27 protein-coding genes are annotated in these 25,402 nt (G+C 67.9%); 14 read left to right on the top strand and 13 right to left on the bottom strand.

Annotation, left to right across the window (positions count from 1 at the left end):
- Positions 1–20: 20 nt before the first annotated feature.
- Both M2282_RS06375 and M2282_RS06370 read right to left on the bottom strand, forming a co-directional pair.
- Positions 21–401, bottom strand: a complete 381-nt coding sequence (locus M2282_RS06375; protein ID WP_280807934.1) for a tautomerase family protein — start codon at positions 399–401, stop codon at positions 21–23.
- 26 nt (positions 402–427) lie between these two features.
- Positions 428–1,126, bottom strand: a complete 699-nt coding sequence (locus M2282_RS06370) for a cold shock and DUF1294 domain-containing protein (protein ID WP_348541728.1) — start codon at positions 1,124–1,126, stop codon at positions 428–430.
- Between the two features lie 255 nt (positions 1,127–1,381).
- Between M2282_RS06370 and M2282_RS06365 the strand changes: the two genes are divergently transcribed.
- Positions 1,382–2,308 (top strand): DMT family transporter, encoded by a 927-nt coding sequence (locus M2282_RS06365; RefSeq protein ID WP_280807933.1) that lies wholly within the window; start codon positions 1,382–1,384, stop codon positions 2,306–2,308.
- Between the two features lie 37 nt (positions 2,309–2,345).
- On the top strand, positions 2,346–3,251 hold the full coding sequence (locus M2282_RS06360) for a hypothetical protein (RefSeq protein WP_280807932.1): 906 nt from the start codon (positions 2,346–2,348) through the stop codon (positions 3,249–3,251).
- A 5-nt stretch (positions 3,252–3,256) separates the two neighbouring features.
- Here M2282_RS06360 and M2282_RS06355 read toward each other — a convergent pair whose 3' ends face one another.
- Positions 3,257–4,135 carry a CoA transferase gene (locus tag M2282_RS06355; RefSeq protein WP_280807931.1) on the bottom strand — a complete coding sequence of 293 codons (879 nt, stop codon included), beginning with the start codon at positions 4,133–4,135 and terminating at the stop codon, positions 3,257–3,259.
- A gap of 158 nt (positions 4,136–4,293) precedes the next feature.
- On the opposite strand from M2282_RS06355, the gene M2282_RS06350 reads away from it, so the two are divergent.
- Together M2282_RS06350 and M2282_RS06345 are read left to right on the top strand one after the other, a co-directional pair.
- Positions 4,294–5,337, top strand: coding sequence for an OmpA family protein (locus M2282_RS06350; RefSeq protein WP_280807930.1), 1,044 nt, complete (start codon positions 4,294–4,296; stop codon positions 5,335–5,337).
- A gap of 117 nt (positions 5,338–5,454) precedes the next feature.
- Positions 5,455–6,357 carry an SDR family oxidoreductase gene (locus tag M2282_RS06345; protein WP_280807929.1) on the top strand — a complete coding sequence of 301 codons (903 nt, stop codon included), beginning with the start codon at positions 5,455–5,457 and terminating at the stop codon, positions 6,355–6,357.
- Between the two features lie 12 nt (positions 6,358–6,369).
- Here the strand turns inward: M2282_RS06345 and M2282_RS06340 are convergent, their stop codons facing one another.
- A complete protein-coding gene (locus M2282_RS06340; RefSeq protein WP_280808229.1) occupies positions 6,370–6,828 on the bottom strand; it encodes an Lrp/AsnC family transcriptional regulator in 459 nt (152 codons plus the stop codon).
- Positions 6,829–6,939: 111 nt separating this feature from the next.
- On the opposite strand from M2282_RS06340, the gene M2282_RS06335 reads away from it, so the two are divergent.
- Positions 6,940–7,548 carry a glutathione S-transferase gene (locus M2282_RS06335; RefSeq protein WP_280807928.1) on the top strand — a complete coding sequence of 203 codons (609 nt, stop codon included), beginning with the start codon at positions 6,940–6,942 and terminating at the stop codon, positions 7,546–7,548.
- Position 7,549: 1 nt separating this feature from the next.
- On the opposite strand, the gene M2282_RS06330 is transcribed toward M2282_RS06335, so the two are convergent.
- On the bottom strand, positions 7,550–7,948 hold the full coding sequence (locus M2282_RS06330; protein WP_280807927.1) for a DUF488 domain-containing protein: 399 nt from the start codon (positions 7,946–7,948) through the stop codon (positions 7,550–7,552).
- 21 nt (positions 7,949–7,969) lie between these two features.
- Positions 7,970–9,841, bottom strand: coding sequence for a PhoX family protein (locus tag M2282_RS06325; protein ID WP_280807926.1), 1,872 nt, complete (start codon positions 9,839–9,841; stop codon positions 7,970–7,972).
- 86 nt (positions 9,842–9,927) lie between these two features.
- On the opposite strand from M2282_RS06325, the gene M2282_RS06320 reads away from it, so the two are divergent.
- Positions 9,928–10,755 (top strand): crotonase/enoyl-CoA hydratase family protein, encoded by an 828-nt coding sequence (locus tag M2282_RS06320; RefSeq protein ID WP_280807925.1) that lies wholly within the window; start codon positions 9,928–9,930, stop codon positions 10,753–10,755.
- 292 nt (positions 10,756–11,047) lie between these two features.
- Complete coding sequence (locus M2282_RS06315) at positions 11,048–11,362, top strand: hypothetical protein (RefSeq protein ID WP_013542063.1); 315 nt, start codon at positions 11,048–11,050, stop codon at positions 11,360–11,362.
- A 21-nt stretch (positions 11,363–11,383) separates the two neighbouring features.
- Here M2282_RS06315 and M2282_RS06310 read toward each other — a convergent pair whose 3' ends face one another.
- From M2282_RS06310 to M2282_RS06290, 5 genes are all read right to left on the bottom strand, one after another.
- Positions 11,384–12,652, bottom strand: a complete 1,269-nt coding sequence (locus tag M2282_RS06310) for an acyl-CoA dehydrogenase family protein (protein ID WP_280807924.1) — start codon at positions 12,650–12,652, stop codon at positions 11,384–11,386.
- Between the two features lie 85 nt (positions 12,653–12,737).
- On the bottom strand, positions 12,738–13,880 hold the full coding sequence (locus M2282_RS06305; protein WP_280807923.1) for a DSD1 family PLP-dependent enzyme: 1,143 nt from the start codon (positions 13,878–13,880) through the stop codon (positions 12,738–12,740).
- A 133-nt stretch (positions 13,881–14,013) separates the two neighbouring features.
- Entirely contained in the window at positions 14,014–14,349 is a 336-nt protein-coding gene (locus M2282_RS06300) for a hypothetical protein (RefSeq protein ID WP_280807922.1), read from the bottom strand.
- Positions 14,350–14,458: 109 nt separating this feature from the next.
- Positions 14,459–14,749 (bottom strand): DUF1330 domain-containing protein, encoded by a 291-nt coding sequence (locus M2282_RS06295; RefSeq protein ID WP_280807921.1) that lies wholly within the window; start codon positions 14,747–14,749, stop codon positions 14,459–14,461.
- A gap of 175 nt (positions 14,750–14,924) precedes the next feature.
- The gene (locus tag M2282_RS06290; protein ID WP_280807920.1) at positions 14,925–15,626 is read right to left on the bottom strand and encodes a FadR/GntR family transcriptional regulator; all 702 of its coding nucleotides are present in this window, start codon (positions 15,624–15,626) and stop codon (positions 14,925–14,927) included.
- A 213-nt stretch (positions 15,627–15,839) separates the two neighbouring features.
- Here M2282_RS06290 and M2282_RS06285 point away from each other — a divergent pair, with 213 nt between their 5' ends.
- The 7 genes from M2282_RS06285 to M2282_RS06255 all read left to right on the top strand — a co-directional run bounded on the left by M2282_RS06285 (position 15,840) and on the right by M2282_RS06255 (position 23,019).
- Positions 15,840–17,030 carry an extracellular solute-binding protein gene (locus M2282_RS06285; RefSeq protein WP_280807919.1) on the top strand — a complete coding sequence of 397 codons (1,191 nt, stop codon included), beginning with the start codon at positions 15,840–15,842 and terminating at the stop codon, positions 17,028–17,030.
- Positions 17,031–17,117: 87 nt separating this feature from the next.
- Complete coding sequence (locus tag M2282_RS06280) at positions 17,118–18,218, top strand: ABC transporter ATP-binding protein (protein WP_280807918.1); 1,101 nt, start codon at positions 17,118–17,120, stop codon at positions 18,216–18,218.
- Positions 18,215–19,078: an ABC transporter permease gene (locus M2282_RS06275; protein ID WP_280807917.1), complete on the top strand. Its 864-nt coding sequence runs from the start codon at positions 18,215–18,217 to the stop codon at positions 19,076–19,078. Before M2282_RS06280 ends, M2282_RS06275 begins: the two co-directional genes overlap by 4 nt.
- A 2-nt stretch (positions 19,079–19,080) precedes the next feature.
- Entirely contained in the window at positions 19,081–19,923 is an 843-nt protein-coding gene (locus tag M2282_RS06270) for an ABC transporter permease (protein ID WP_280807916.1), read from the top strand.
- A gap of 10 nt (positions 19,924–19,933) precedes the next feature.
- The gene (locus M2282_RS06265) at positions 19,934–21,136 is read left to right on the top strand and encodes a mandelate racemase/muconate lactonizing enzyme family protein (protein ID WP_280807915.1); all 1,203 of its coding nucleotides are present in this window, start codon (positions 19,934–19,936) and stop codon (positions 21,134–21,136) included.
- 10 nt (positions 21,137–21,146) lie between these two features.
- Entirely contained in the window at positions 21,147–22,121 is a 975-nt protein-coding gene (locus tag M2282_RS06260; RefSeq protein ID WP_280807914.1) for an aldose 1-epimerase, read from the top strand.
- Positions 22,114–23,019: a dihydrodipicolinate synthase family protein gene (locus M2282_RS06255; RefSeq protein WP_280807913.1), complete on the top strand. Its 906-nt coding sequence runs from the start codon at positions 22,114–22,116 to the stop codon at positions 23,017–23,019. The genes M2282_RS06260 and M2282_RS06255 overlap by 8 nt, the downstream gene beginning before the upstream one ends.
- Before the next feature lie 154 nt (positions 23,020–23,173).
- On the opposite strand, the gene M2282_RS06250 is transcribed toward M2282_RS06255, so the two are convergent.
- Both M2282_RS06250 and M2282_RS06245 read right to left on the bottom strand, forming a co-directional pair.
- The gene (locus tag M2282_RS06250; RefSeq protein WP_280807912.1) at positions 23,174–24,463 is read right to left on the bottom strand and encodes a cytochrome c; all 1,290 of its coding nucleotides are present in this window, start codon (positions 24,461–24,463) and stop codon (positions 23,174–23,176) included.
- Positions 24,460–25,347, bottom strand: coding sequence for a cytochrome c oxidase assembly protein (locus M2282_RS06245; RefSeq protein WP_280807911.1), 888 nt, complete (start codon positions 25,345–25,347; stop codon positions 24,460–24,462). The genes M2282_RS06250 and M2282_RS06245 overlap by 4 nt, the downstream gene beginning before the upstream one ends.
- Positions 25,348–25,402 lie beyond the last annotated feature (55 nt).

Genomic DNA, 25,402 nt, shown 5'->3' with positions numbered 1-25,402 from the left:
CGACGGGTGGCGGGCGACCGCTACGCGTACTGCATCTCGCCGTTTCCGAACGACCAGTTCTCCTTCACCACCTCGACGAGGTTGATGAACACGTCTTCGCGCCGGATGCCCAGCTTCTCGTGCAGGTCGTCGGCCACGCGCTTGTAGAAGGCCTTCTTCATCTCGATCGTGCGTCCCTGGTTCAGCGTGATCTGGATCAGCACGAAGCCCGCCGAATACTCGACGCCCAGATAGCTCTTCGGATGGACCAGGTCATGCGCGGCATGCCGCGTGATGACCTGGAACTTGTCGTCCTTCGGCACGTTGATGGTTTCGGTCATCGCCTGATAGATCAGGTCGCCGATGGCGGGACCCAGTGTCTCGGGCGAGGCATCCGACAGTTCGATTCGAACGAATGGCATGGGCGGTTCTCCTGGTTGGGACCGTTTCAGTCTAGGACAGGAATGCCCCGCAGCCAGAACACCCAGGCCAGCAGCGCCGCGCAGTGGAGTGTGACGGTGGCGCGGTAGATGATCAGAAAGCTCTGTTTGCTGGACTTGTGGCGCAGCAGCCTTTGCGCGGCCCAGGCACCCGGCCAGCCGCCCGCCAGCGCGAACAGGTGCAGCGTGCTTTCCTTCGTGCGCCAGCGGCCGGTCTGTGCGGCGTTCTTGTCGAGGGCATAGGCGAAGAAGGCCAGCAGGCTGAGTCCCGGCACCACGCCGAGAACCAGCAGCGGCAAGCGGCCTGACCAGACGGCGGCACCCAGCAGCACTCCATAGACCAGCAGGAAAAGCAGACCCCACGAGGCCGGGACATCGGATGCGCTCGCGCGACGCGGATTCGCGCGCCTCGGCGCAGAACGGCGATGGCTGTTGATGGGCGCGTGTTTCGGCACGGGCCGCGAGGCCCCGGTCGATGCCGCCTGTACCGCGACGGCGCGCGGCCCTTTGCCGCCGACATGGATCTCTTCGAAGCTCAGTTCCATGCCCACCTGTGGCAACACTCGCCGGTCGCTGAAGTCGCGCAGGTGCACGAACACATCGGCCGACACTTCGGGGCTGCGGATGAAACCGAAGCCGCGCTCGGCCTCCCAGCGGATGAGTCGACCTTGGCGTTTCATGTTTCGTGGCGGGCTGGGGGAGGGCACATGGCCGCGATTCTCCCTTGTGCTTTCCCTTGCCCTCACCGCACCCCGGCTCCTATCATCTGCCGCTCATGCACCTGCACCACTCTCCCCCTCCATCGACCTGCCTCTGACGCGCGCCTCGTGCCGCGCTCAGACCCGCAAGTGGTCGCCGTCGTCCGCCTTCTGCAAGGCCGGGTGACGGCCGGATGGTCGTGCCCGCCCTCGACAGCAAAGAGCGGTGGGCGTCATGGAGAACTTTCAACAATGAACGCAAGAATGTCTGCCGCCCTGGCCTGGGGCGGTGTGTTGCTGGCCGGTGCGCTGTGGGGCGGTGGCGCGCTGGTGGCGCAATTTCTCATCGACGGCGGCATCGCGCCGCAGAGCCTGTCGCTCGCGCGCTTCGTGCTCGGGGTGCCGCTGTTGTGGTGGCTGCACTGGCGTGCGCAACGCACGCCGCGGTCCGCCGACGCGCGCTGGCGCGATCTGACGCGGCAGGAGCAGTTCCAGGTCATCGGCACCGGCGCCGCGATGGCACTCAATGTGAGCTGCTGGTTCGCCGGCATCGCGCATCTGGGCGCCGCATTGCCGACGGTGATCTCGATCTGCTGCGCGCCGGTGATCGTTGCGCTGGTTTCGGTCGCGCGCGGCTACGAGCCCTTCGGCCTGCGTCTGCTCGGCGGTCTCGGGCTAGCACTCGCCGGCGTGGCACTGCTCGTGATGCCTGCCGACGGATGGGGCCCGCTGCCTGCCGGGCACGTCGCCGGGCTCGCCTGGTCATTCGGCTCGGCCTTCTGCTACGCGCTGGTCGTGCTCGGCAACGCGCGCATGCCGGTGCGCGTGCCGGCCGTCACCGCGTCCGCCTGGGGCATGAGCGTGGCGGCGCTGTGCATGCTTGCGGTGGCATGGCCGAGCGGCATCACCTGGCCGAGCGGCGCGGCCCAATGGCTGGGCGCGGCCTACACCGGCGTGGTCACGACCTCGGTGGCCTACCTGGCCTTCGCCTGGGGCGCACGGCGCCTGTCGCCGACAGCGGCGGTGGTCGGCACGCTGATCGAGCCGCTCGTGGCTGCATTGCTGGCGGCGCTGCTGTTCGCCCAGCCGATGGCGCCGCGACAGTGGCTGGGCGCCGTGCTGCTCGCAGTGGCCATGTTGCTGCTCATGCGGCGCGGTGCGAAGACCGCACCCGAAACCGGTGCGGACTGAAGCCAATGGTGGTCACTCCGTTGTATGGTGTGGCCCCATGAGCAGTTCGCCCCACCTGCCGGCATCGTGGACACGCACCCTGTGCGGCGCCGTCCTTTTCGCGGCTTCGCTGCAGGCCTGTTTCGCAGCGCCGACCGAAGCGGCCGCGCCGGCCCAGGCGCTGCGCGACACCCACCAGCGCCTGAGCGACAAGCTCGACCACAGCAGCTTCGGCCGTCCCGTGCAACTCGATTCGAGCGAGACGCCCGGCGGGCTCGATGGCGACATCTACGCCGTGATCGACCACCCGCTGTCGGAGGTCACCGCCGCGTTCAAGGGCTCGGCCCACTGGTGCGAACTGCTCACGCTGCACATCAACAACCGGCGCTGCAAGACCGGCACGGCCCAAGGGCGCGAGACGCTGACGCTCTACGTCGTGCGGCGCTACGACAAGCCGGTCGAGCAGGCCTTCGAGCTGCCCTTCGTCTACCGCGTGGCGAGCGCGACGCCCGAGCACCTGTCGGTCGAGCTCTCGGCCGCGAGCGGGCCGTTCGGCACGAGCAACTACCGCGTCACGCTCGAGGCGATTGCGCTCGATGCGCAGAAGAGCTTCGTGCATTTCAGCTACGGCTACGACCACAACATGATGGTGCGGATCGCCACCCAGGCGTATCTGGCGACCTTCGGCCGAGACAAGGTCGGCTTCACGGTGACGGGCAAGGCGCCCGACGGCAAGCCCGAATACATCCGCGGCCTGCGCGGGCTGGTGGAGCGCAATGCGATGCGCTACTTCCTCACGCTCGACGCCTACCTCTCGAGCGATGCGAAGGACGCCGCCGAGCGCCGCCAGCGCCACTGGTTCGCGGCGGCCGAGCAGTACCCGCGGCAGCTGCACGAGGTCGACCTGGACACCTACCTCGCGCTCAAGCGCGAAGACCGGCAGCGCGACGGCGCCGGCCGCTGAACCCTTCAGCCGGCCAGCGTGAGCAGCGGCACATCGCGCTCGCGGCTCATGGTGTCGAGCTCGGCGCGCGTTCGGGTCACGAGCCATGCGGCCAGCGCTTCGTGGGTGGCCGTTGCCATCATGTCTGGCGGCGTCACGCCGGCGACTTCGCACAGGCGGTTCGCGAAATGCGGCTCCAGCGCGGCGACCGCGACCCGGCCGTCGGCACACGGGTAGACGCGATAGCCCGCATGGGCACCGCCGACCGCGCCCGAGGGCTGCGTCAGGCCCCAGGTGCGCGGCAGGGCCAGCCAGTCGGCCGAGGCGTTCAGGGCGACTTCGAGGTAGATGCCGCCGACGGTGTTGCCGTGGGCGCGGCGCAGCACGGCCGTCAGCACCGCCTCGCTGGCGAGCAGTGCGCCGCCCATGTCGGCATAGAGCGTGGGAGGCAGTTCGGTGCCGGTCACGAGGCCGCTCTCGGCGACGTAGGTGAGGTCGTGGCCCGGCTCTTCGGCACGCTCGCCCGGCGCACCGACGATGGCCACTTGCGACAGCGACGGATGGCGCGCCTGCAGCGCGGGCCAGTCGAGGCCGAGCTTGCGCAGCGCGGAGGGGCGGAACGAGGTGAGCAGCACGTCGGTCTTCGCGAGTGCGGCGTGCAACTGCTGATGTCCCGCTTCGGTCTTGAGGTCTGCGGTTTCGATGGCGATGCCTTCATGAAGCGCGGTATACGCGGGCTGGTTGTAGAGCGCCATCGGGTCGCCGCCCGGCGGCTCCAGCTTCAGGCAACTGGCGCCCATCCGGCGGCAGCGCAGCAGCGCGGCGGGGCCGGGCAGGTTGAGCGCAAGGCTCAGGACACGCACGCCTTCGAGGGGCAGGAAAAAAGAGGCGCCGGGGCTTGGCATAGGGTGTATATCCAAAGAACTGGTTGCTATCGAATGCGTAGCGGGCCTTGCAGGCACGGCAAGGGCTGCACGCCGCACCCGCCTCGAAAACGGCCGCCGGCGGCCTTCGCGCGCCGGGTTATCGTCGCGGCCATTCTCACTCGACGCCAGGGAGCGCCATGCACGCCGCACGCCATGTCTTTCTTGCCGCCGCGCTGCTGGGCGCACTTGTCAATGTTGCACAGGCCGACACATCGGTGCCCAAGCAGGACCTGAAGGGCCTGAGCGACCCGGCCGGGCTCAAGCGCTTTTCGGGTGCGGTGCTCGTGTACCGCGACGACGTGGCCTACGACGAGGTCAAGCTGCCGGCAGGCAAGGCCGTCTACAAGGACGAGAAGGTGACCGCCGCGCGCTCCCTCGACCGCGCGGGCCAGCGCACCGCCTTGCAATACATCACGCCACCCGACCGCAGCGCGCTGGAGGTGCTGCGCAACTACCAGCAGGAGCAGAAGGGCGCGGGCTTCGAGACGGTGTTCGAGTGCGCGGGCGAAGCCTGCGGCGACAGCCGCGACATCGACAAGACCAGCCTCTCGGCGCTGGTGTTGCCCGACACCTGGTGGACCAAGACCGGCGACAACTCGCCCGCAGCCTGCGGCGCGGGCCACTTCGTCTCCGATTTCCGCTATGCCGTGCTCGACAACAAGGCGAGCGGCGCTTCCATCGCGCTCATGGCCTGGAAGCCCGGCGACGTCTCGGTGTACTGCGACGAGAAGGAATTCAAGAAGCGCATCAGCGTGCTGGTCGTCAAGGTCGAGCCCAAGGCGCGCGAGCAGAAGATGGAAACGCTCTCGGCCTCCGAGCTCGGCAAGAGCCTGGACGCCAATGGCAAGGTCGCCGTCTACGGCATCCTGTTCGACACCGGCAAGGCCGACATCAAGCCCGAGAGCAAGGCCTCGCTCGACCAGATCGGTGCGCTGCTCAAGCAACAGGCCGCGCTCAAGCTGCATGTGGTGGGCCACACCGACAACGTGGGTGCGCTGCCGGCCAACATCGACCTCAGCAAGCGCCGCGCCGATGCCGTGTCCGCCGCGCTCGCCCGGGACTACGGCATTGCGCGCGACCGCCTCACCGCCAACGGCGTGGCGAGCCTCGCGCCCGTGGCTTCGAATGCCAGCGATGCAGGCAAGGCGAAGAACCGGCGGGTCGAACTGGTGTTGCAGTAGCGTCGCTGCCCGGCCGACGGAGCCAGATTCCGCAAGCCGCTGGGCCGGTGGCGCGCGTAGCATGCGCGATGGCAGCGCTCGTCCTTGCCGCTGCCGCAAGACCCAAGGAGACCCCTTATGTTCGAAGCTTCCCTGATGAGCGGCCAGCGCATCCTCGTGACCGGCGGCGGCACCGGCCTCGGCCGTGCGATGGCCGAGCGATTCCTGAGCCTGGGCGCCGACATCGCCATCTGCGGCCGGCGCCAGTCGGTCTGCGAGGAGACAGCAGCGGAGTGGCGCCTGCAGTTCCCCGGCCGGCGCATCGACACCTTCGGCGTGGACATCCGCATCGCGCAGAGCGTGGACGAGATGGTCGAGAGCCTGTTCCAGAGCGGCGGCCTCACCGGCCTCATCAACAACGCGGCGGGCAACTTCGTGGCGCCGACCGAGAGCCTCTCGCCGCGCGCCTTCGACGCGATCGCGAACATCGTCTTCCACGGCAGCTTCTATGTGACGCAGGCCGTGGGCAAGCGTTGGGTGGCCGAGGCCAAGTCGGGCAAGTGGAAGCAGGGCGACCCTTTTCGCAGCGTGATGAGCATCATCGTCACCTGGGTGGACAACGGCAGCCCCTACGTCGTGCCTTCGGCCATGAGCAAGGCCGGCATCGAGGTCATGACCAAGTCGCTTGCGGTGGAATGGGCGCGGCATGGCATCCGCCTGAATGCCGTGGGCCCCGGCGAGATTCCCACCGAAGGCATGAGCAAGCGCCTGAACCCCGGCGAGGAGCCCGGCGCGCGCACCAAGGAGATGAGCCCGATGGGCCGCACCGGCCGCATGAGCGAGTTGCAGAACATCGCCGCCTTCCTGATGGCGCCCGGCCAGTGCGACTGGCTCACGGGCCAGAGCATCATGATGGACGGCGGCAACGCGCTGGCCAACGGCGGCAATTTCTACGAACTGCGCCAGTGGAGCGACACCGACTGGAAGGACGCACGCGAACGCATCGAGGCGCAGAACCAGAAGGACAAGGCGCAGCGCTGAACGCGCCGTCGCCTACTTCTTCGGTGCTTTCGCCGCGTGCACGGTGACGTGCTTGTTCACGGGGCTCGACAGCACCAGCGAGGTCGTCACCGCGCCGTCTACCGCCAGCGCATCGACCACGCGCTGCAGGTCGGCCGGCTCGGCGATCGCGCAGCGCACGATGAAGCAGTCTGCGCCGGTCACGCGGTCGGCGCTCAGCACCTCGGGCATGGCGTCGAACAGCTTCAGGTACTTGGCGATGCCCGCATGCGTGGTCTCGATGCGGATGATGGCCTGCAGCCCCACGCCCAGTGCCCGCAGGTTGACGCGGGCGCCATAGCCTTCGATGACGCCGGCATCTTCCAGCTTGCGCACGCGCTCGCTCATCGCGGGCTGCGAGAGCCCGATGCGCTTGCCCAGCGCCGCCAAGCTCTGGCGCGCATCGGTCTGCAGGGCTTCGAGGATCAGGCGGTCCTTCTTGTCGATGTTCATGGTGTGTTTCATGACCGATGGTTGATCGGTTTGCAGCCCCGATTTTCGATGGGTTGCCATTCGGCGCGGGCACGGCGATCGATATCGTGGCGCACACCTTCAGGAGAACCAATGCAACTCGTCGGCATGCTCGACTCACCCTATGTGCGCCGCGTCGCCATCTCGCTGCGGCTGCTCGGCACGCCGTTCGTGCACCGACCGGTCTCGGTCTTCAGCACTTTCGAGCAGTTCCGAGCGATCAACCCGGTGGTCAAGGCGCCCACGCTGGTGTGCGACGACGGCACGGTGCTGATGGATTCGACCTTGATCGTCGACTACGCAGAAGCGCTCGCAGGCCGCAGCCTGATGCCTGCCGATGGGGCGAGCCGGCTGCGCGCGCTGCGCATGACGGGCCTCGCGCTCGCGGCCTGCGAGAAGACGGTGCAGATCGTCTACGAACACCAACTGCGCCCGGCCGAAAAGCTGCACCAGCCCTGGCTGGACCGGGTGCAGGGGCAGCTTGCAGCGGCGTATTCGGCACTGGAGCGGGAGGTGGCTGGGTTGCCGCCGCCTGCCGATGAATCGACGATGACCCAGGGCGGTGTTTCGTCGGCGGTCGCCTGGGCCTTCACGCAGCTGATGCTGCCCGAGGCCATTGCGCCGGGCAGCTTTCCGGCACTGGCGGCTTACTCCGCGCGCGCAGAAACCCTGCCGGCGTTCCTGGCCTCGCCCCAGGTGTGATTCAGCCCGCGATGTCCGCGCCGCGCTCGGCCAGCAGGCCGCGCAGCAGCGAGCGGTGGCAGCGCGATTCGTCTTCGCAGTAGCAACCCACCGACAGCGCCGTGCCATGCGAGAGCGCGGCGAGCAGGTCGAGGCTGCGGCTCGCGTCGGACTCGGCCATCTCTGCCTTGTACTTGCGCGCAAAGGCGTTCCATTGCGCGGGCTCTTGCGTTGCCTGCGCCTCCTGGCCCAGCTTCATCGTCTCGGCGGACGGCGCGAGGTTGGGGTACCACACGTCGTACCAGTCCTGCGAGGCGAACTCGGTCTTCGGAACGCCGCGCGGAGGGCGGCGCACGGTGCCGACGTGCAGGCCCTCGCCGGGTGCGCGCGGTGTGCCCAGGCGAACGATGCGGATGCTCATGATGGGTCTCCTTTCTTCCTGTCAGCTGCCGACGATGCCGCCGTCGCGCCGCCGGATCGCCAACGTTGCCGAGCGCGGCCGCGCGCTGCCCGGCGCCGTGCCGTCGGGCCACGCGCTGTTGGGCATGGCGCTGCCGTCGTCGCGTGCCTCGCCCGGATGCTGGATGTTCACGAACAGCGTGCGCCGGTCCGGCGTGACCACGCAGCCGGTGATCTCGCTGCCGCTGGGCCCGGTCAGAAAGCGCTTGATCCGTCCGGTGGCCGGATCGGCGCACAGCATCTGGTTGTTGCCCAGCGATGCGTAGGCGGGCTTGCCGATCACCTGGCCGCTCATGTCGGTCTGGATCCAGAGCAGTCCGCCACTATCGAAATGCAGGCCGTCGGGGCTGCCGAACATGTCGGCGTCGGCGGAGGGGTAGCGCGCGCCGCTGCCCGCCTGTGCGGGGTCGCCGGCGAGCGCGAAGTGGTCCCAGGCGAAGCCGGTGGCGGCGGCATCGTTGCCGTCCTCGCGCCAGCGCAGGATGCCGCCGAAAAGGTTGTTGGCGCGCGGGTTGGCCGCATCGGGCGCGGGCTTGCCGGCATCGCCGCGCTGGCTGTTGTTGGTGAGGGTGACGTACACCTCGCCGCTGTGCGGATGCACGGCGATCCATTCGGGGCGGTCCATCTTCGTGCCGCCGACGATGTCGCCGGCGAGGCGGGCGTGGATCAGTACCTCGGCCTGGTCGGCAAAGCCGCCGGCCGCGTCGAGGCCGTTGCGGCCGTGCGTGAGTTCGAGCCATTGGCCGCGTCCGCCGGCGTCGTAGCGTGCGACGTAGAGCGTGCCGTCGTCGAGCAGGTGGCGGTTGGCGGTGCGGGCTGCGGCATCGGTGCCGGGGCGCACCTTCTCGCGGCTCACGAATTTGTAGATGTATTCGAAGCGCGCGTCGTCGCCCATGTAGACGACCACGCGGCCGTCCTTCGCGAGCGTGCAGGTGGCGCTCTCCTGGCGCTTGCGGCCCAGCGCCGTGCGCTTGACGGGCGTGGATGTCGGGTCGAAGGGATCGATCTCCACCACCCAGCCGAAGCGATGCGGCTCGTTCGGGTGGCGGCCGAGGTCGAAGCGCTCGTCGAAGCGCCAGTACTCGACCCATTGCGAACCCGGGACCGTGCCGTAGCGGCGCTGCGCATCCGTCATGTCTTTCGCCGCTTCCTTCGGCCCGCCGAAGTAGCCGTGGAAGTTTTCTTCGCAGGTCAGGTACGTGCCCCAGGGCGTGACGCCCATCGCGCAGTTGGCGAAGGTGCCGAAGACCTGGTCGCCGGCCGGGTTGGCGGCGGTGCGCATCAAGGGCGTGCCCGCGGCCGGGCCGGCGATGCGCATGGACGTGTTGCCATGGATGCGGCGCGCGAAGGGCGAGGGCTGCACCTGCTGCCAGCCGGCGGCGGTGCGGCGCACCTCGATCACCGAGACGCCCATCGCGTGGAGCGACTTGCGCACCTTGTCCGCGGTCCACACCTTGATGCCGTCGGCGTGCAGCAATTGCTCGTCGGTGTATTCGTGGTTCATCACGAGCAGGCCGCGCTCGCCGCTCGCATCGAGCGCGAAGAAATGCATGCCGTCGTGGTGCATGCCGGCCTGTACCGCCTGGTCGGCGGCGCTGTTGGAGCCGTCGGGCGCGAACGCCGGCATCTGCCCCGCGACGCCGGTGGGCGTGCCCCAGGGGTAGAGCAGTTGCCATTCGTACTCCGGCGGCACGACGACGGTGTCGCGCAGGGATACCGGCACGCCGGTGAATCCGAAGGCGTTGTTGCTGCTGCTGCGTGCGGTCGAAGGCGGCGCGCATCCCTGGCCGAACAGCGCCACCACGGCGGCGACCGAACCCGATTGAAGGAGAAAGTGACGGCGATCGAGCGGCATGGCGGGATGTTGGGTAGGCGACAGCCGCCATCATCGCCCAGCGGCCAGCCCGGGCGATACTGGCCGAAACCCACAAGGAGACACGCATGAGCGATCGCATCGAATGGACCCGACACCCCGACGGCGTGGTGGAACTGCAGCTGGCACGCGCCGACAAGATGAACGCACTCGACCCCGCGATGTTCGATGCGCTGATCGAAGCCGGCGAAGCCCTCTGCGGCGACAAGGCGGTGCGCGCCGTGGTGATTTCCGGCCGCGGCAAGGCGTTCTGCGCGGGCCTCGACATGGCTTCTTTCGAGCGCATGCAGCAGGGCGCGGGCAGCGGCGTGCTCGGCGAGGGCGCGGCGGGTGCCGACCTTGTCCAGCGCACCCACGGCATCGCCAACGCCGCGCAGCAGGTCGCAATGGTCTGGCGCGAGGTACCGGTGCCGGTCATTGCCGCCGTGCACGGCGTGGCCTTCGGCGGTGGTTTTCAGGTCGCGCTGGGTGCGGACATCCGCATCGTCGCGCCCGACACCAAGCTGTCGGTGATGGAGATCAAGTGGGGCCTGGTGCCCGACATGGCCGGCATGGTGCTGATGCGCGAACTGGCGCGCAACGACGTGGTGCGCGAACTCACGTTCACCGGGCGCATCTTCTCCGGCGAGGAAGCGCTGCAGATCGGTTTTGCCACGCGGCTCTCGGCCGATCCGCTGGCCGAGGCGCTGCAGATGGCGCACGAGATCGCCCGCAAGAGCCCCGACGCGATCCGCGCCGGCAAGCGGCTGCTCAACGCGGCCATGTCGCAAAGTGCGGCGGAGCTGCTGTTGGCCGAGTCGGTCGAGCAGAAGGCGCTCATCGGCAGTGCCAACCAGGCCGAGGCAGTAAAGGCCAACATCGAGCGACGCACACCGCGTTTCAGTCCGACCGCCTGAGCATCGAGCCATCGTTGCCTCGCCACCGCCATCGCGCTCGGAAAAGAAGCGCGGAGGGCCTCGCTTGCCGAAGATTCATGTACTGCGGTGGGCCTGAAAAGTCACTAGTTAACACATGTTGGGTATCTGTGTGTAAGAATTAAGTAGTTGTTTTATGGGATGGTTGTGGGCAAATGGAATCACTTTGTGTGCAGAAGGTCACGGCCGAGCTGGCAGCAGACCCTTGGAAGGATGGCTCCTGAACGCACAGTCCTTAACAATCGAACGCTTTGCTTAGCGACGGCGCTCCTGCATGTCGACGACCACGTTCTTTTGTAATCTCAGCGTGCCCATCCTGGTGGGCGAGGATCGCTACAAGTACATCCCCATCGTTGGGGTTTTCCGCAGCATTCCGTTCGACCAGGTCGATGAGTGGGTGATGCACCCCGACGGCGGGCCGCGAAGCGACCGCGAGCTCGCGGCCGAAGTTCTTGTAGAGATCCGCAAGCCGCTCGGCGCGAGCGGCCGCACGGCGCCGCACGCCTTCGATGTAGCCGACATCCTGCAACTGGATCGCGCCGCCGCGATCGTTGTCTCCACCTTCCTCGCAGCATTGCCTCGCGTCTGAGGCTCCAGCTTTCCTTGGCCGTCAGGCCGCAATCGCTCCCACCGTCCAGTAGAACGTCGGCCTCGCTCCGTTGAGCAGGTGATCGCCGACCACGCGCCCCTTGTAGATCGTCGGGTTGTGCGACGCCAGCGTGCGCGCATTGCGCCAATGGCGGTCGAGCCGGCGGTCTTCCTGCAGCGCCGAGGCGCCGCCGATGTCGAAGAGCCGCGTGCCCGCCTGCAGCACCGCATCGACGATGCCGGCCTGCGCCTTGGCGGTGTTGAGTTCCACCTCGAACAGCAGGTTCTCCGGAACCGGTTCGCCGCGCTGGCGAAAGCGGTCGATCTCGTCGAGCCCGCGCGCCACGGCCTGCACGGTGGACGCTGCGATGAACGCGGTGCTGGCCAACTGGCCGATGACCTGCTGCACCAGCGGATCTTCGCGCGGCGTATCGCCGCTGCCGTGGCTGTAGACGCGCTTGCGCGGCTGCACGAAGGCGACCGCGTCGCGCACGATGGCTCGCGCGATGCCGGCCAGCGTGGCCAGGTGCGTCAACTGAAAATGCGCGGTCAGCGGGGTCGGCTGGTCGCGCACATAAAGCAGCACGTTCTCGGGCTTCACCCGCACGTTGCGAAAGCGCGTGGTGCCCGATGCGCTCAACCGCTGGCCGAAGCCGCGCCAGTCATCGACACGCTCCACGCCAGCGGCCTCCGAAGGCACGAGCGCGATCACGCGGTCGCTGCTGCCGTCGGCGTTCAGGCGCTGGGCCGAGACCGAGATCCAGTCGGCGTAGAGCGTGCCGGTGCTGTAGTACTTGTCGCCGTCGAGCCGCCATGCATCGCCGTCGTGCGACAGCGTGGTCTGCAAGGCGCCCAGCGCCCCTTCGCCGAGTTCGGTGGTGGCGTTGCCGAAGATCACGCCGTCGGCCGCAAGCCGCAGCCACGGACCGTGCAGCGCCGGGTCGATTTCCGCAAACAGCCGTTCGATGAAACCGAAGTGCGCGCGCAGGATCTGCGGCAGGTTGGAGTCGGCCTCGCCGAGTTCGATGAGCAGGTCGTACAGCTGCTCGACCGAGGCGCCCAGGCCGCCATGTTCGATGGGCACGCGCAGGGCGCCGAAGCGCTCGGCGTTGAGCCAGGCAACCGGCTCGTGGGCCAGTTCGCGCTCGTTCTCGCGCTGCGCCGCATGCACGGCGATGCGATCGAAGACGGGACGAAAACGCGCGAAGAGCTGTTGTGACGAGGGTGAGGAAGGCGCTGCCGATGCAGCGTTGGCGCGCGTCGGGCGCGGCGTGTCTTGGAGGATTGCCATCGGACGGGACTGTGCCCCGGCCGCACCCGTCTTGGGAAATACGCTTTCCGAGTTTCCTTATGCCGAGTGCGCCGCGCGCAGCGGGCTATCGCTTCCCGCGTGCGTCCACCGGCCAGATCGCCACCAGCGCGCCGCCTTCGACCACGTGATAGACGTCATGCAGGTTCACCGTCGGATCGCAATGCGGCGTCACGAACTCGATGCGCGTGCCCAGCGCGGGGCGCGCCCCAGCCGGCATCAGCTTGCCGTGCTCGTCGCCGAAGAAGGCGTAGCGGCCCGCGGCATCGGTGCCGCGCGCGACCAGCGGCACGCCGCTGTCGGTGGCGAAGCACTTGGTGCCGCCGTCCACCGTGACCCAGTCCGCCGCATTGGTGCTGACCACCGCCGTCTGCACGAACAGCGCCACCTCGAAGGGCGACGGCTCGCTGCCGGCCGCCAGCACCTGGGTGTATTCCGCATCCATGAAGACATAGGAGCCGGCCTGCAGTTCGGTGAAGGCGTTCTGCTCCGCATCGAGGTCGTGCGTGCCGGTGCCGGCACCGGTGACGATCTCGAAATTGAACCCCTTGCGCCGGGCCGCCGCGACGATGCCCGCCACGGTTTCGCGCAGGCTCGCGGCCGCGGCGCTGCGCGCTTCGCGCGCGACGATGTGCTGCAGGTTGCCCGCATACGCCTGCAGGCCGCGCAGCCGCAGGCGCGGCTCGGCGGCGATGGCCGCTGCGAGCGCGAGCACCTGCGCTTCGTTCGCGGCGCCGGTGCGGTTGTAGCCGGCGCCGTAGTCGACCAGCACGGGCAGCGGATGCAGCAGCCCGCTCGCGGCATGTGCCAGATCGGCCACATTGGCCAGGTTGTCGGCCACCACCATGACGCCGCCGGGCGCCGCACGCTCGGCCAGCTTGACCAGGCGCGCGATCTTGCTCGGCGTGACGGCCGGCGAGGTGATCAGCACGCTGCGAATGCCGCCATCGACCATGACCTCCGCCTCGCCCATGGTGACGCAGCTCACGCCGATGGCGCCCGCGGCCACCTGGCGCCGCGCGATCTCGACCGACTTGTGGGTCTTGACGTGCGGCCTGAGGCCGATGCCGCGTGCCTTGGCGAAGGCGGCCATGCGTTCGATGTTGCGGGTCATGGCGGGCAGGTCGATCAGCAGTGCGGGCGTGTCCAGCAGGTGGCGGCCGCCGGGAACGCCGATCAAAGGGGCATTGGCTTGCAGGGGTCTGGGCATTGACTTGTCTTCCTCTGTTTTTTGGGATGCGCGATGCAGGGCATGCGTTGCGAAATCATCGCATCGAAATATTCGCACGAGGATGGCCGTCCGAAGAAGTCCCTGCCGGACGGCGCTTTCGCGAAAGGGCAGACTATCGCGTCCGCTTTGCGGCGCGGGACGGCAATTGGGCGTCGTGCAGTGCCGCCGGATCGCGTGGCCGCAGGGCCAGCCACCACAGCAGCGCCGCGTTCACCGTCCAGCTGCCCGCGAGCAGCAGCAACGCAGTGCTCGCCACGCCGGGCGAGAGGTCGAGCGTGAGGAGCCCCAGCGACCATGGCAGGCCGCCCGCGATCGCGACCAGCATGCCCACATCGCTCTCCGGCACGACGGCGCTGCCCAGCACGCACACCGCGCCGGCGACCGTGTAGATCGACGCCGCGATGCGCCAGCCGGGACGTGAAGACAGCGGTGAGCGCGCACTGGACATGAACCGAGCATCGTCGATTCCAGAGGCGGATGTGAAGGGCGGATACGCGAGGGCGCGTAGTGTTTTGGCGATGGTCCGCGCCGCGAACCTTGCCGCAATTGCGTGCCGCTCAGACGCCTTCGATGATCCGCAGATCCCGTTCGGCACCATCGCCCAGTGCGGCGAGCGCGGCCTGGTAGGCTGGACTGTCATGGGCGGACGTGGCCTGCTCGACGCTGTCGAACTCGATCAACACGGTGCGTTCGGACAGACCGTGCTCGTAGACCTTCGCGGGCAGGCCACGCGCGAGAAAACGCCCGCCGCCGGCAGCGATCACGGGGCCGGCCAGTTTGGCGTAGGCCGCGAGTTTGTCGGCGTCCTTGACGGCACGGTATGCGCTGACCCAATAGGCTTTGGCCATGGTATTTCTCTCTTGTTGCTGAATGAATGATTCTTGTCGTTGAAACACGCCGAGGACCGGCACCTTCGGTGCTTGCCTGCAACCTGCAGGCCGCGGGCCGTGGGGTCAACCTGGGGCGGCGGGATGGAGTATGCGGGGCTGGTCCATGGAACACGTGGGCGGCCGGGCCGTCGCTCTACCGCAATTTCGCTGCGTCGAAGATCCGTCGCTTGGCGTTGAGGATATGGAGCCTTGTTGCCTCGGCGGCGTCGGCCGGGGATCGCTTCTCGATGGCGTCGAGGATCTGCTGGTGCTCCGTCTGGACCAGCCGGGCACGCTCGACCGTCATCTTCGATCGCACGCTGCGCGCCAGCTCCATGAATTGCCTGATGGGCGCGACGCTCGTTTCGACGGCGGCCACGAAGAACTGGTTGTGCGAGGCCCTCGCGATCGCCATGTGGAAGCGGACGTCGTCTTCGATGCCCTTGTTGCCACCCTCCATGGCCAGGGTCTGCGCTTCCAGGCAGGTCCTGATCGTCGTGAGGTCGTCGGCCGTGCGGAACTCCGCAGCCGCGGCCGCCGCGCCCGATTCGACCACCGTTCGGTAGGCGTAATACCGTTCGATGTCCGAATAGTTCCTGATGGGGGGCATGCTCGATGCCGGCGTGCCGGGAGAGCGCACGACGTGGCTGCCCGAGCCGCGGCGGGATTCGATGATCCCGTCCGATCGCAGCCTCGACAGGGCTTCCCGGACGGTCGGCCGCGAGACCCCGAATTGGGACGCCAGTTCGCCTTCCGTCGGCAGCTTTTTCGAGTCGACGTAGTCCCCGCGCAGGATGGCTTCGACCATCCGAGCGTAGATCTGGTCTGGCAGCGTGCCGCCATTGACGTCCAGCAAATGTTCCGCCATCGAACCGGGACCCTTGAATCTTTGTCAGACAACTATAGCGGATGTTCGGAGCCTCGACGGAGCAGCGAGGGGCTGTCCCGCAGTGTTCTTGTTCCTCCAGAGGTGAGCGCGTGTCCGCGGGCTCAGCAGAAACCCGGGTGACAACTTGGAAGTTGTCTTACAAAATCCCGCCTGCCAAGCCCATCCATCAGGAGGTTCCGAATGCGCCAGGTTTCTTTCTCGCGGCATCGCCATGCCGTCATTGCGGCCGTTCTCGGGGCGGCGGGTTGCGCCGGCATCGGCCAGGCTCAGGCGCAGGAACTGCCGAAGTCGCCGGTGGTCATCAACGTGATCGACGCCGCCGGCAACCTGGCGCTGACGCAGGGGGCGTTCGAGGCCTACCAGGCGCAGAACCCCAAGCTGGTGTCCAAGTTCACTTTCACCAAGGCACCCGCGCCGGAAATCCCGGCCAAGATCAAGGCGATGCAGAACGCGGGCCGCAGTGACATCGACATGATCATCGTCGGCACCGACGCGCTCGCCGCCGGCCTCGAGATGAACCTGTGGGTCAAGCTGTTCCCCGATTACGCGGCCAGGTTCCCCAAGCTGCAGGAGAACTACCTTCCCAACGCCTACAGGATGCACGCGCTCGCGAAGGACCATGGTCTGGCCATCGTCTTCATGCCTGCCGGCCCGCTGGTCGAGTTCAACCCCGACAAGGTCAAGACGCCGCCGACGACGCCCCAGGAGCTGCTGGCCTGGTGCAAAGCCAATCCCAACAAGCTGATCTATGCACGGCCGGCCAACTCCGGTCCGGGGCGCACCTTCATGATGGGGCTGCCCTATCTGCTGGGGGACAAGAATCCCGCCGATCCGGTCAACGGTTGGGACAAGACCTGGGCCTACCTGAAGGACCTCGACAGCTGCATCGAGTATTACCCGACAGGGACCGCAGCCGTGATGAAGGAACTGGGCGAGGGCTCGCGCGACATGACGCTGACGGTGACGGGTTGGGACATCAACCCCAGGGCGCTGGGCATCGTGCCGAAGAACTTCCAGGTGCTGCCGTTCAAGGGCATGACGTGGGTCAACGACGCGCACTACATCGTGATTCCCAAGGGCGTGCCGCCGGAGAAGCAAGCGGTGGTTCTGGACGTGATGGCTTTCCTGCTCAAGCCGCAGCAGCAGGCGATGACCTATGACAAGGGCTATTTCTATCCGGGCCCGGCGATCAAGGACGTGCCGCTGTCGCTGGCACCCAAGGACAGCCAGGACGTGATCAAGGAGTTCGGACGGCCTGACTACGACAAGTGGCTGGCACAGTTCCCTCATGCCGTGCCGCTCGAGACCAAGGCCATGGTCGATGCATTCCGCCGCTGGGACCAGGACATCGGCACCCGCAAGACCAAGTGATTCGCGGCGCGCACTGCGCGCCCGACCGGTGCTGCAGGCGCACATGCGCGCGCTTGCAGGCTGCTTCTTTTCCAGGATTGCGTCTCCATGACTTCAGACTTTTCCGAGCTGCGCCTCGATGGCGTCACGCGCCGCTTTGCCGGGGGCAAGGGCGTGCAGGGCTTCACCGCGCTCGATGCCCTGACCATGACGGTCAAGCGCGGCGAGTTCATCGCGCTGCTCGGACCTTCGGGCTGCGGCAAGTCGACGGCCCTCAATTGCCTGGCCGGGCTGCTGCCCTTGACGGATGGAAGCATCTGGCTCGACAACACGCGCATCGATGTGCTGCCGCCTGAAAAACGGGGCTTTGGCATGGTGTTCCAGAACTACGCGCTCTTTCCGCACATGAGCGTGGCGCGCAATGTCGCGTTCGGGCTGACGATGCGCGGCGTGCCGGCCGCCGAGTCGGCGCAGCGCGTGAAGCGGGCACTGGACCTGGTGCAGCTGAACTCGCAGGCGCACAAGCTGCCCGGCCAGCTGTCCGGCGGACAGCAGCAGCGCGTCGCGATCGCCCGGGCGATCGTCATCGAGCCACCCCTGGTGTTGATGGACGAGCCCTTGTCGAATCTCGACGCCAAGTTGAGGCTGGAGATGCGCGCCGAGATCCGGCGCATTCACCGCGAACTGGGACGATCGACGATCTACGTCACGCACGACCAGGATGAGGCGCTGTCGCTGGCCGATCGCGTCGTGGTCATGAAGGACGGCGTGGCACAGCAGATTGCCGAACCCCAGCGCATCTACGCGGAACCGGCCAACCTGGACGTGGCCCGGTTCATGGGCTATCGCAACCTGGTGGCGCTGAGCGTGCGTTCGGAGGGCGGCGCGTCGGTGCAGCTCGCCGGCAGCGGCCTGGCGCTCACCGCGCGGGCGATGCAGCCACTCGCCGGCGGCAAGGCGATGCTGGCGATCCGGCCAGAGGAATTCGAGGTCGTCTCTTCACCGGTGGACAACAGCTTCGCCGCCCGGGTGCTCAATGTCGAATACTGCGGCCACGACAACATCATTGACGTCGAGGTGGCCGGCGGGCTCAAGCTGATCGTGCGCACGACGGCGCGCCTGTGCGTCGGCGACCTGGTCACGCTGGCCATTGCGCCGGACAAGGCGCTGGCGTATCCCGTCGATGCAGCCGCGGGCATGGTGCCATGAGCAGCGCCAGCCCGTCTTCGTTCGACCGGTCCCTGCTGCTGCTGGTGCCGGCGACGCTGTTCATGGTGGTGCTGTTCGTCTATCCGTTCCTCTACGGCCTGCAGCTGTCGTTCCGTCCGATGGAAGGCAACTGGCTGGCGAACTACACGCAGTTCTTCACCACCGACAACCTGCGCGACACGGTATGGACCACGCTCAAGCTGGCCATTCCCGCCACCGTGATCAACGTCGGCGTGGCGCTGCCGATCGCCTATCAGCTGCGCCGCAGCAGCCGCTTGCAGAAACTGGTCACCACGCTGCTGGTCATTCCGTTGACGCTGGGCACCGTGCTGATCGCCGAGGGCATGCTCGGCTACTTCGGCCCCAAGGGCTGGCTGTCGCAGTCGCTCCAGTGGCTGCACATCTACGAAGGCCCGATCCGGCTGACGCACAACTACTGGGGCGTCCTGATCTCGCTGGTCATCTCGGGCTTCCCGTTCGCGTTCCTGCTCACGCTGTCGTACATCACCGGCATCGACCCCAACCTGCCGCGCGCTGCCTCGACCCTGGGTGCGACGCCGTGGAGCCAGTTCAGGCATATCTATCTGCCGCTGCTGGTCCCGGGGCTGGCGATGGCCTTCGCGCTGTCGTTCGTGCAGGCCTTCTCGGTGTTCCCGTCGGCGGTCCTGCTCGGATCGCCGGCCGGCGCCACCCGCGTGATCTCGATCGCGGCGTACGAGGCGGCCTTCGAGCGCTACGACTATTCCATGGCCTCTGCCGTCGCGATGCTGATGGGCGTGGTGCAGCTGGTCGTCGTTGCCGCGGTCCTGGGCGCGCGCGGGATGTTCTATCGGGGCCCCATCTCCGGCGGCAAAGGTTGACCATGGACACGCATCGCCTGCTCATGAAACTCTGGAAGTCGCTGGTCGCACTGGTGATGGGCTTCTTCATCGTCAACGTCGCACTCATGGTGGCCGCGGTCGGCACCAGTTCGGTGGCCCGCCGCTGGCTCGGCACCTGGCTGCCCGATGGCTACACGTTCAACTGGTACCAGACCGCCTGGAAGGAGTTCCAGCTGGGCAGCGTGCTGTGGGTCACGATCGAGGTCGTCGCCGCCGTCGTGTTCCTGTCGATCCTGATCGGCGTGCCGGCGGCCTACGCGCTGGCGCGCCGCAACTTCCGCGGCAAGAACCTGCTGATGGGGCTGTTCCTGCTGCCGCTGATGATCCCGCCGATCACCTACGGCATCCCGCTGGCGACCGTGATGTACCAGGCGCACATCGCGGGCACCATCTTCGGCGTGATCCTGGCGAACATGATCCCGGCCGTGCCGTTCATGATCCTGGTGATGACGCCGTTCATCGAGCAGATCGATGCGAACCTCGAATCGGCGGCCCGCGTGTTCGGCGCCAGCACCTTCAAGCTGTTCTGGCACGTGCTGTTGCCGCTGCTGGCACCGGGCATCCTGGCGGCCTCCCTGCTGGTGCTGGTGCGCACCATCGGCATGTTCGAGCTGACCTTCCTGACGGCGGGCCCGGATTCGCAGACGCTGGTGGTGGCCCTGTACTACGCGGTCTTCGCGGCGGGCGTTCGTGCGCCGCAGTCGGTCGATGCCATGGCGATGGTCTACATGGCGGTCACGCTGGCATGGCTGCTGATCGCGCTGCAATTCGTCAACCCGACGCAGCTGGTCAGCCGCGTCAAGGAACACCCAAAAACTGCCTGAGGCCGACCTCATGAAGATCACGCAAGTCGATACGGTCCACGCGGCCGCGTACCCCAACATCCTGTGGGTCCAGATCCATACCGACACCGGCCTTGTGGGCCTGGGGGAAACCTTTCGTGGCGCCCAGGCCGTGCAGGCGCAGATCCATGAACTGGTCGCGCCCTACCTGCTGGGAAAGGATCCGCTCGCCATCGAAGCCCACAGCCAGCACCTGCTGTACGGCTACGTCGGCTTTGCCAGCAGCGGCGCCGAAACGCGCGCCGCTTCGGCGGTCGACATCGCGCTGTGGGATCTGTTCGGCCAGGTCACGCAACAGCCGCTCTACCAGTTGCTCGGCGGCGCCGTGCGCGAACGCGTCCCGGTCTACAACACCTGCGCGGGCTACACCTACAACAAGGCCTCACAGCGCCGCTCGGTGACGCAGGCCAGCGCCGACGTCGCGCCGGAAGGGCCTTACGAGGATCAGGTTGCCTTCGTCAAGCGCCCCGCGGCGTTGGCCGAAAGCCTGCTGTCCGAGGGCTACAAGGCGATGAAGATCTGGCCCTTCGATCCCTTTGCCCAGGCCAGCGGCGGGCAGTCGATTTCGGCGCGCGACCTGGACACCGCGCTCGAGCCGTTCCGCGAAATCCGGCGCGCCGTCGGCTACGAGATGGACATCATGGTGGAGCTCCATTCGATGTGGAACCTGCCCATGGCCGTGCGGATCGCGCAGGCGCTCGAGGAGTTCAAGCCCTACTGGGTCGAGGACCCGATCCAGATGTCCAACCTGGACACGATCGCCGAATTCCGCTCGCGCACCCGCATTCCGGTCTGCGGCAGCGAGACGCTGGCCACCGTCCAGCCATTCGTCCAACTGCTCAAGAACAATGCGGTGGACTATGTGATGCTGGACCTGGGCTGGGTCGGGGGGCTGTCCGAAGCCAGAAAGATCGCGGCCCTGGCGAAGGCCTTTCACAAGCCGGTCGCGCCGCATGACTGCACCGGCCCCGTCGTGCTCGCGGCGTCGCTCCACCTGGCGATGAGCACGACCAACGTGGTGCTGCAGGAAGTGGTGCGCGCCTACCTGGGGGGCTGGTATCGCGAGCTCGTGACGCAGTTGCCCGATGTCCGTGCCGGTTACGCGACGGTTCCGCCCGGCGCGGGCCTGGGCCTGGCGCTGTCGCCGGCGCTGCTGCAGCGGCCGGACGTCACCATCCGCAGTTCGAAATCGTGAGCGGATCGCGATGCATCTGAACGTGACGCCCGAAACTACGCTGCGCAACGGGGCGCTGACGGCCACGCTGGCGCCGGCTGCCGGCGGACGCGTCACCGGCTTCAGCTCCCGCGCAACCGGGAGCGAACGAATCGACTGGTTGGTGCCGCTCGAGGAGGCCGTCCGCGCCGGCGGTTTCGAATCCACCCAGTGGCCCAAGGCCGGCTGCTATCCCCTGGTTCCGTTCTCGAACCGCATCCGCGATGGCCGCATCGCCGGCACGCAGGGCAGGGTGCAGCTGCCGCTTCATCCGGGGGAAAGGCACGCGCTGCACGGCGTCGGCCAGCAGCGTCCATGGCACCTCGAGCAACATGCAACGGACCGCGCCACCATGACCTATGTCCATGTGCCGGGCGATCACGGCTGGCCATGGGCTTTTCGGGCCGAGCAGGGGGTGGCGCTCGACGCTGCAGGCCTCACGCTGAGCCTGCGGGTCACCAACGACGACCGGGAGCCGATGCCAGGCGGTTGCGGCTTCCATCCTTATTTGCCGGCCCGCTTCGCGCACAGCCTGCAGTTCGATGCGCGCGCCGTCTGGCCGGCGGACGCCGAATTCCTCGCAAGCACGCCGGTGCCTACCGGCCCGGCGGACGACTACGCGTCGGCGAACGCCTTGCCCGATGTCGAATGCACCCGCTACTACGGCGGGTGGGACGGACAGGCGCGGATGGCGGCGGCCGATGGCCTCGCCATCGAACTGCTCGCCAGCTCCGCGCTGCAGCATCTGGTGTTGCATCGACCGGGTCCGGGAACGTACTTCTGCGTGGAACCGGTCTCGCACGTCGCGGACGCTGCCAACCTGGCCGCGGCGCGCGCCGACACGGGCTGGCGGGTGCTCGCGCCCGGCGAGGCGATGACATGCAGCCTGCGCGTCTCCGTCTCTTCTCCGTCGCGGCAGGCCGACGACAACACCCGCGCAACTCCACGAGACCGACGACATGACTGAACCGACAACTCTGCTCAGGACCGCCCTGGACGGCATCTCAGGCATCCTGGTGACGCCCTTCGACGATGCGGACCAGATCGCGCCCGATCGCCTGGGACCCGTGGTCGACCGCGCCATCGAGGCCGGCGTCCATGTGCTGGTGGCCAACGGCAACACCAGCGAGTTCTTCGCCCTGACCATGGCCGAGGCCGAGCGCATGGTGCATGCCGCGGCGGAACATGTCGGTGGCCGCGTGCCCTTGCTGGGTGGCGTGGGGCGCAGCGTCCACGATGCCTGCGCCCTGGCGCGCGCCTCACGCAGGGCCGGCGCCGCGGCCCTGATGGTGCATCAGCTGACGGACCCCTTCGTCGCGCCCAGCGGTGTGGTCACTTATGTGCGCCGGGTTGCCGACGCGGCGGACGGCCTGCCTGTCGTGCTCTACCTGCGTGACGACGCGATCGGCCTGCCGGCGATCGAGGCCCTGTGCCGCATTCCGCAGGTCATCGGCGTGAAATGGGCATCGCCTACGCCCTTGCGCCTGGTGCAGGCCATGGCGCAGGTGGCCGATCGCGGCCTGGCCTGGGTGTGCGGACTGGCCGAGCCCTGGGCCCCGCCGATGTATGCGGTGGGCGCCCGCGGCTTTACCTCGGGGCTGATCAACGTGCGGCCCGACCTGTCCGTGCGCATTCACGCCGCGCTGGCGAAGGGGGATCACCAGCTGGCGATGGAGTTGATCGGCGGCATCGCGGCCTTCGAGGAATTGCGCACGCACGAGCGCAACGGCTCGAACGTGAGCGTGGTGAAAGCGGCGCTGCAATACGCCGGGCGCGACTGCGGTGCGGCCCGGCCGCCCAGCACCTGGCCGCTGCCCGAAGCGGACCTGACGCAGCTCAAGCGGCTGGTCGACGGCTGGAAATAGCATGTGACGCCGCTTCCTCGCCGGTCGACGAAGCGTCGCCCCCGCTGCCCGGACCCAAGGCACGGGTTCGGGACGCGGAGCGCATGGTTTCGCAGGCAGGTCCGCAAACCCGGCTCCGCCGCGCCACAGGCCATGCCCGTCCGCCGAGCGCGAGTCATTTCAGCTTGCTCTTGAGCTTGGTGACATCGTTGGTCGTGACCGGCCGCGCGGTGTTGCCCCAGGACTGGCGCACATAGGTGAGGACCTGCGCGATCTGCACATCCGTCAGCGTGTTGTCGAACCCCGGCATCATTTGCGGCGCGGGTCCGGTTGCCGTTCGAGGACCGCGCCCCCCTTGCACGGCAAGGCGGATGAGCGATGTGGCGTCGTCGCTGAGCACCGATGCATTGCCGGCCAGGCGAGGGAAGGTGCCGGCGATGCCGTTGCCATCCGGCTGATGACACTGCGCGCAGAAAGACCGGTAGACGCGGGCACCCACCGATTCCACGTCGCCGGTGCGGTCGCCCTGCAGCGGTCCCGGCGCAGCCGGACGGTCGGGCGAGTAGGCGCCTTCGGCGCGTCGCGCCGGCAAGGTCTTCAGGTACTTCGCGATCGCGCGCACGTCGGCCTCGGTGAGGTACTGGGTGCTTTGCTCCACTTCCTCGGCCATCGATCCGAAGGCGGTCTTCCCATCGGCGTGGCCGGTGCGAAGGAATCGGGCGATCGATGCCGCGTCCGAGCGCCCGAGGCCGGCCCCCTGCGCGCCCGTGAGGTTCGTCGCGTACCAGTTGTCGTTGACCATGCCGGTGAGAAAGTGCCGTGCGGACTCGTCCTGGCCGCGCTCCTGGTAGGCCAGGCCGCGGGGCGTGTGGCACGAGCCGCAATGGCCGAAGGACTGCACCAGGTAGGCACCGCGGTTCCACTCGGCGTCCTTGTCCGGCTTGTCGACGTAGCGGCCCGACGGCAGGAAGGCGGCCTTCCAGAAGCGCAGCGCCCAACGTTGGTCGAACGGGAACGCAAGCCGGGTCGGCGGCGGTGCGTAGTCGGACGGCGCCACGCCGCGCATCAGGTAGTCGAACAACGCCCGCAGGTCTTCGTCGGTGGCCTTGGTGTACGCGGAGTAGGGCATGGCCGGATACAGGTGCTTTGACCCCGGCGCGGTGCCCTCGTGCATGACGCGCCTGAAGTCGTCGAAGCTGTAGCGCCCGATGCCATGCACCGGATCGGGTGTGATGTTGGTGCTGACGATGGAGCCCAGCGGCGTGGACATCGGCCGTCCACCCGCAAACGGAATGCCGTTGCGCGGCATGGTGTGGCAGCTCGCGCATCCGCCGATGCGGGCCAGGTATTCGCCGCGCGCGAGCGAGCCGGTGACCAGCCCGGCATCGGTCAGGGCCCATGCCGGCACGGTGAGGATGCAGGCGGCAAGCGCTGCCATCCAGGAGCGGGTGCGAAGCATCGTCATGGTGCCCCCGTCGACGGTGTGGCGGTGGCCGCATTTCGTTCGTCGAGCCAGCGCGCCGCCATGGCCAGCGCACTCACCAGGTAGGCGATGCCGCCCGGCACCCACATCACCAGGCCGCCCATCTGCTGGTCCTGCAGCGCGTCGAAGCCGAGCGCCGCCGAGGGCTCGACGTACAGCGGATACCAGAGGCCCGGCGCCAGCGTGAGCAGCGCACCCAGGGCGCCGGTGTGGACCATGGTGGTGAACAGCGACAACATCGCCGCGCCGCCGGGGTGGCGGAAGATGGTCCACCAGAAGAGCAGCGCGCTGGCCAGGAAACTGGTGTGCTGCAAGGTGTGCACGCTCGGGTGCAGCAGCGCGAGCTGGAACAACGCAGGCACGTGCCAGAGCCACAGCGCCGCCGCATGCAACAGCCACGCGCCCGCGGGCGCGGTGATGCCGCGCCAGGCGGCCTTCAAGGGTCGCCAGCGCACGGCGGTGCCGATTGCCTTGCGCCAGCGCGGCGGCAGCGCCCACATCCACGCCCCCAGCGGTCGCCCCAGCACGAGCAGCGGCGCCGCCACGATCATCAGCAATTCATGCTGGATCATGTGCGCCGAGAACAGCGCGCCGCCCAGCGCGTCCAGCGGCGAGACCAGGGCCACCACCAGCAGCGCCCAACCGCCCAGGAAGGCCGCGGCCTGGCGGTCGCGCGGCACGCGCGCGCCGGCACGGGAGCGCCATCGAAGCTGGCGGTAGCCGAGCGCGTAGAGCGCCAGGCTCGCGGCCAGGGCGGAGAGCACGAGCGGATCGAAGCTCCACGAGAGCCAGGAGGGCGGCGGTGCCGATGGATCGATCACGTGCGCGCACGCGATGCCGGGCCACGCCGACGCGGCCCACGCCATGGCCAGCCGTATCGCGTATGCAACGCAGCGCGGCGACCCGCCAAGGCGTTGGCGT

The organism is Variovorax boronicumulans (assembly GCF_029892485.1).
In the GTDB taxonomy this organism is placed as follows: domain Bacteria; phylum Pseudomonadota; class Gammaproteobacteria; order Burkholderiales; family Burkholderiaceae_C; genus Variovorax; species Variovorax boronicumulans_B.
This window is presented reverse-complemented; position numbering and strand designations above follow the sequence as displayed.

Coding starts and splice junctions, on each gene's coding strand:
- M2282_RS06375 (WP_280807934.1), bottom strand. CDS start 401: ATGCCATTCGTTCGAATCGAACTGTCGGATGCCTCGCCCGAGACACTG.
- M2282_RS06365 (WP_280807933.1), top strand. CDS start 1,382: ATGTCTGCCGCCCTGGCCTGGGGCGGTGTGTTGCTGGCCGGTGCGCTG.
- M2282_RS06360 (WP_280807932.1), top strand. CDS start 2,346: ATGAGCAGTTCGCCCCACCTGCCGGCATCGTGGACACGCACCCTGTGC.
- M2282_RS06355 (WP_280807931.1), bottom strand. CDS start 4,135: ATGCCAAGCCCCGGCGCCTCTTTTTTCCTGCCCCTCGAAGGCGTGCGT.
- M2282_RS06350 (WP_280807930.1), top strand. CDS start 4,294: ATGCACGCCGCACGCCATGTCTTTCTTGCCGCCGCGCTGCTGGGCGCA.
- M2282_RS06345 (WP_280807929.1), top strand. CDS start 5,455: ATGTTCGAAGCTTCCCTGATGAGCGGCCAGCGCATCCTCGTGACCGGC.
- M2282_RS06340 (WP_280808229.1), bottom strand. CDS start 6,828: ATGAACATCGACAAGAAGGACCGCCTGATCCTCGAAGCCCTGCAGACC.
- M2282_RS06335 (WP_280807928.1), top strand. CDS start 6,940: ATGCAACTCGTCGGCATGCTCGACTCACCCTATGTGCGCCGCGTCGCC.
- M2282_RS06330 (WP_280807927.1), bottom strand. CDS start 7,948: ATGAGCATCCGCATCGTTCGCCTGGGCACACCGCGCGCACCCGGCGAG.
- M2282_RS06325 (WP_280807926.1), bottom strand. CDS start 9,841: ATGCCGCTCGATCGCCGTCACTTTCTCCTTCAATCGGGTTCGGTCGCC.
- M2282_RS06320 (WP_280807925.1), top strand. CDS start 9,928: ATGAGCGATCGCATCGAATGGACCCGACACCCCGACGGCGTGGTGGAA.
- M2282_RS06315 (WP_013542063.1), top strand. CDS start 11,048: ATGTCGACGACCACGTTCTTTTGTAATCTCAGCGTGCCCATCCTGGTG.
- M2282_RS06310 (WP_280807924.1), bottom strand. CDS start 12,652: ATGGCAATCCTCCAAGACACGCCGCGCCCGACGCGCGCCAACGCTGCA.
- M2282_RS06305 (WP_280807923.1), bottom strand. CDS start 13,880: ATGCCCAGACCCCTGCAAGCCAATGCCCCTTTGATCGGCGTTCCCGGC.
- M2282_RS06300 (WP_280807922.1), bottom strand. CDS start 14,349: ATGTCCAGTGCGCGCTCACCGCTGTCTTCACGTCCCGGCTGGCGCATC.
- M2282_RS06295 (WP_280807921.1), bottom strand. CDS start 14,749: ATGGCCAAAGCCTATTGGGTCAGCGCATACCGTGCCGTCAAGGACGCC.
- M2282_RS06285 (WP_280807919.1), top strand. CDS start 15,840: ATGCGCCAGGTTTCTTTCTCGCGGCATCGCCATGCCGTCATTGCGGCC.
- M2282_RS06280 (WP_280807918.1), top strand. CDS start 17,118: ATGACTTCAGACTTTTCCGAGCTGCGCCTCGATGGCGTCACGCGCCGC.
- M2282_RS06275 (WP_280807917.1), top strand. CDS start 18,215: ATGAGCAGCGCCAGCCCGTCTTCGTTCGACCGGTCCCTGCTGCTGCTG.
- M2282_RS06270 (WP_280807916.1), top strand. CDS start 19,081: ATGGACACGCATCGCCTGCTCATGAAACTCTGGAAGTCGCTGGTCGCA.
- M2282_RS06265 (WP_280807915.1), top strand. CDS start 19,934: ATGAAGATCACGCAAGTCGATACGGTCCACGCGGCCGCGTACCCCAAC.
- M2282_RS06260 (WP_280807914.1), top strand. CDS start 21,147: ATGCATCTGAACGTGACGCCCGAAACTACGCTGCGCAACGGGGCGCTG.
- M2282_RS06255 (WP_280807913.1), top strand. CDS start 22,114: ATGACTGAACCGACAACTCTGCTCAGGACCGCCCTGGACGGCATCTCA.
- M2282_RS06250 (WP_280807912.1), bottom strand. CDS start 24,463: ATGACGATGCTTCGCACCCGCTCCTGGATGGCAGCGCTTGCCGCCTGC.
- M2282_RS06245 (WP_280807911.1), bottom strand. CDS start 25,347: ATGGCGTGGGCCGCGTCGGCGTGGCCCGGCATCGCGTGCGCGCACGTG.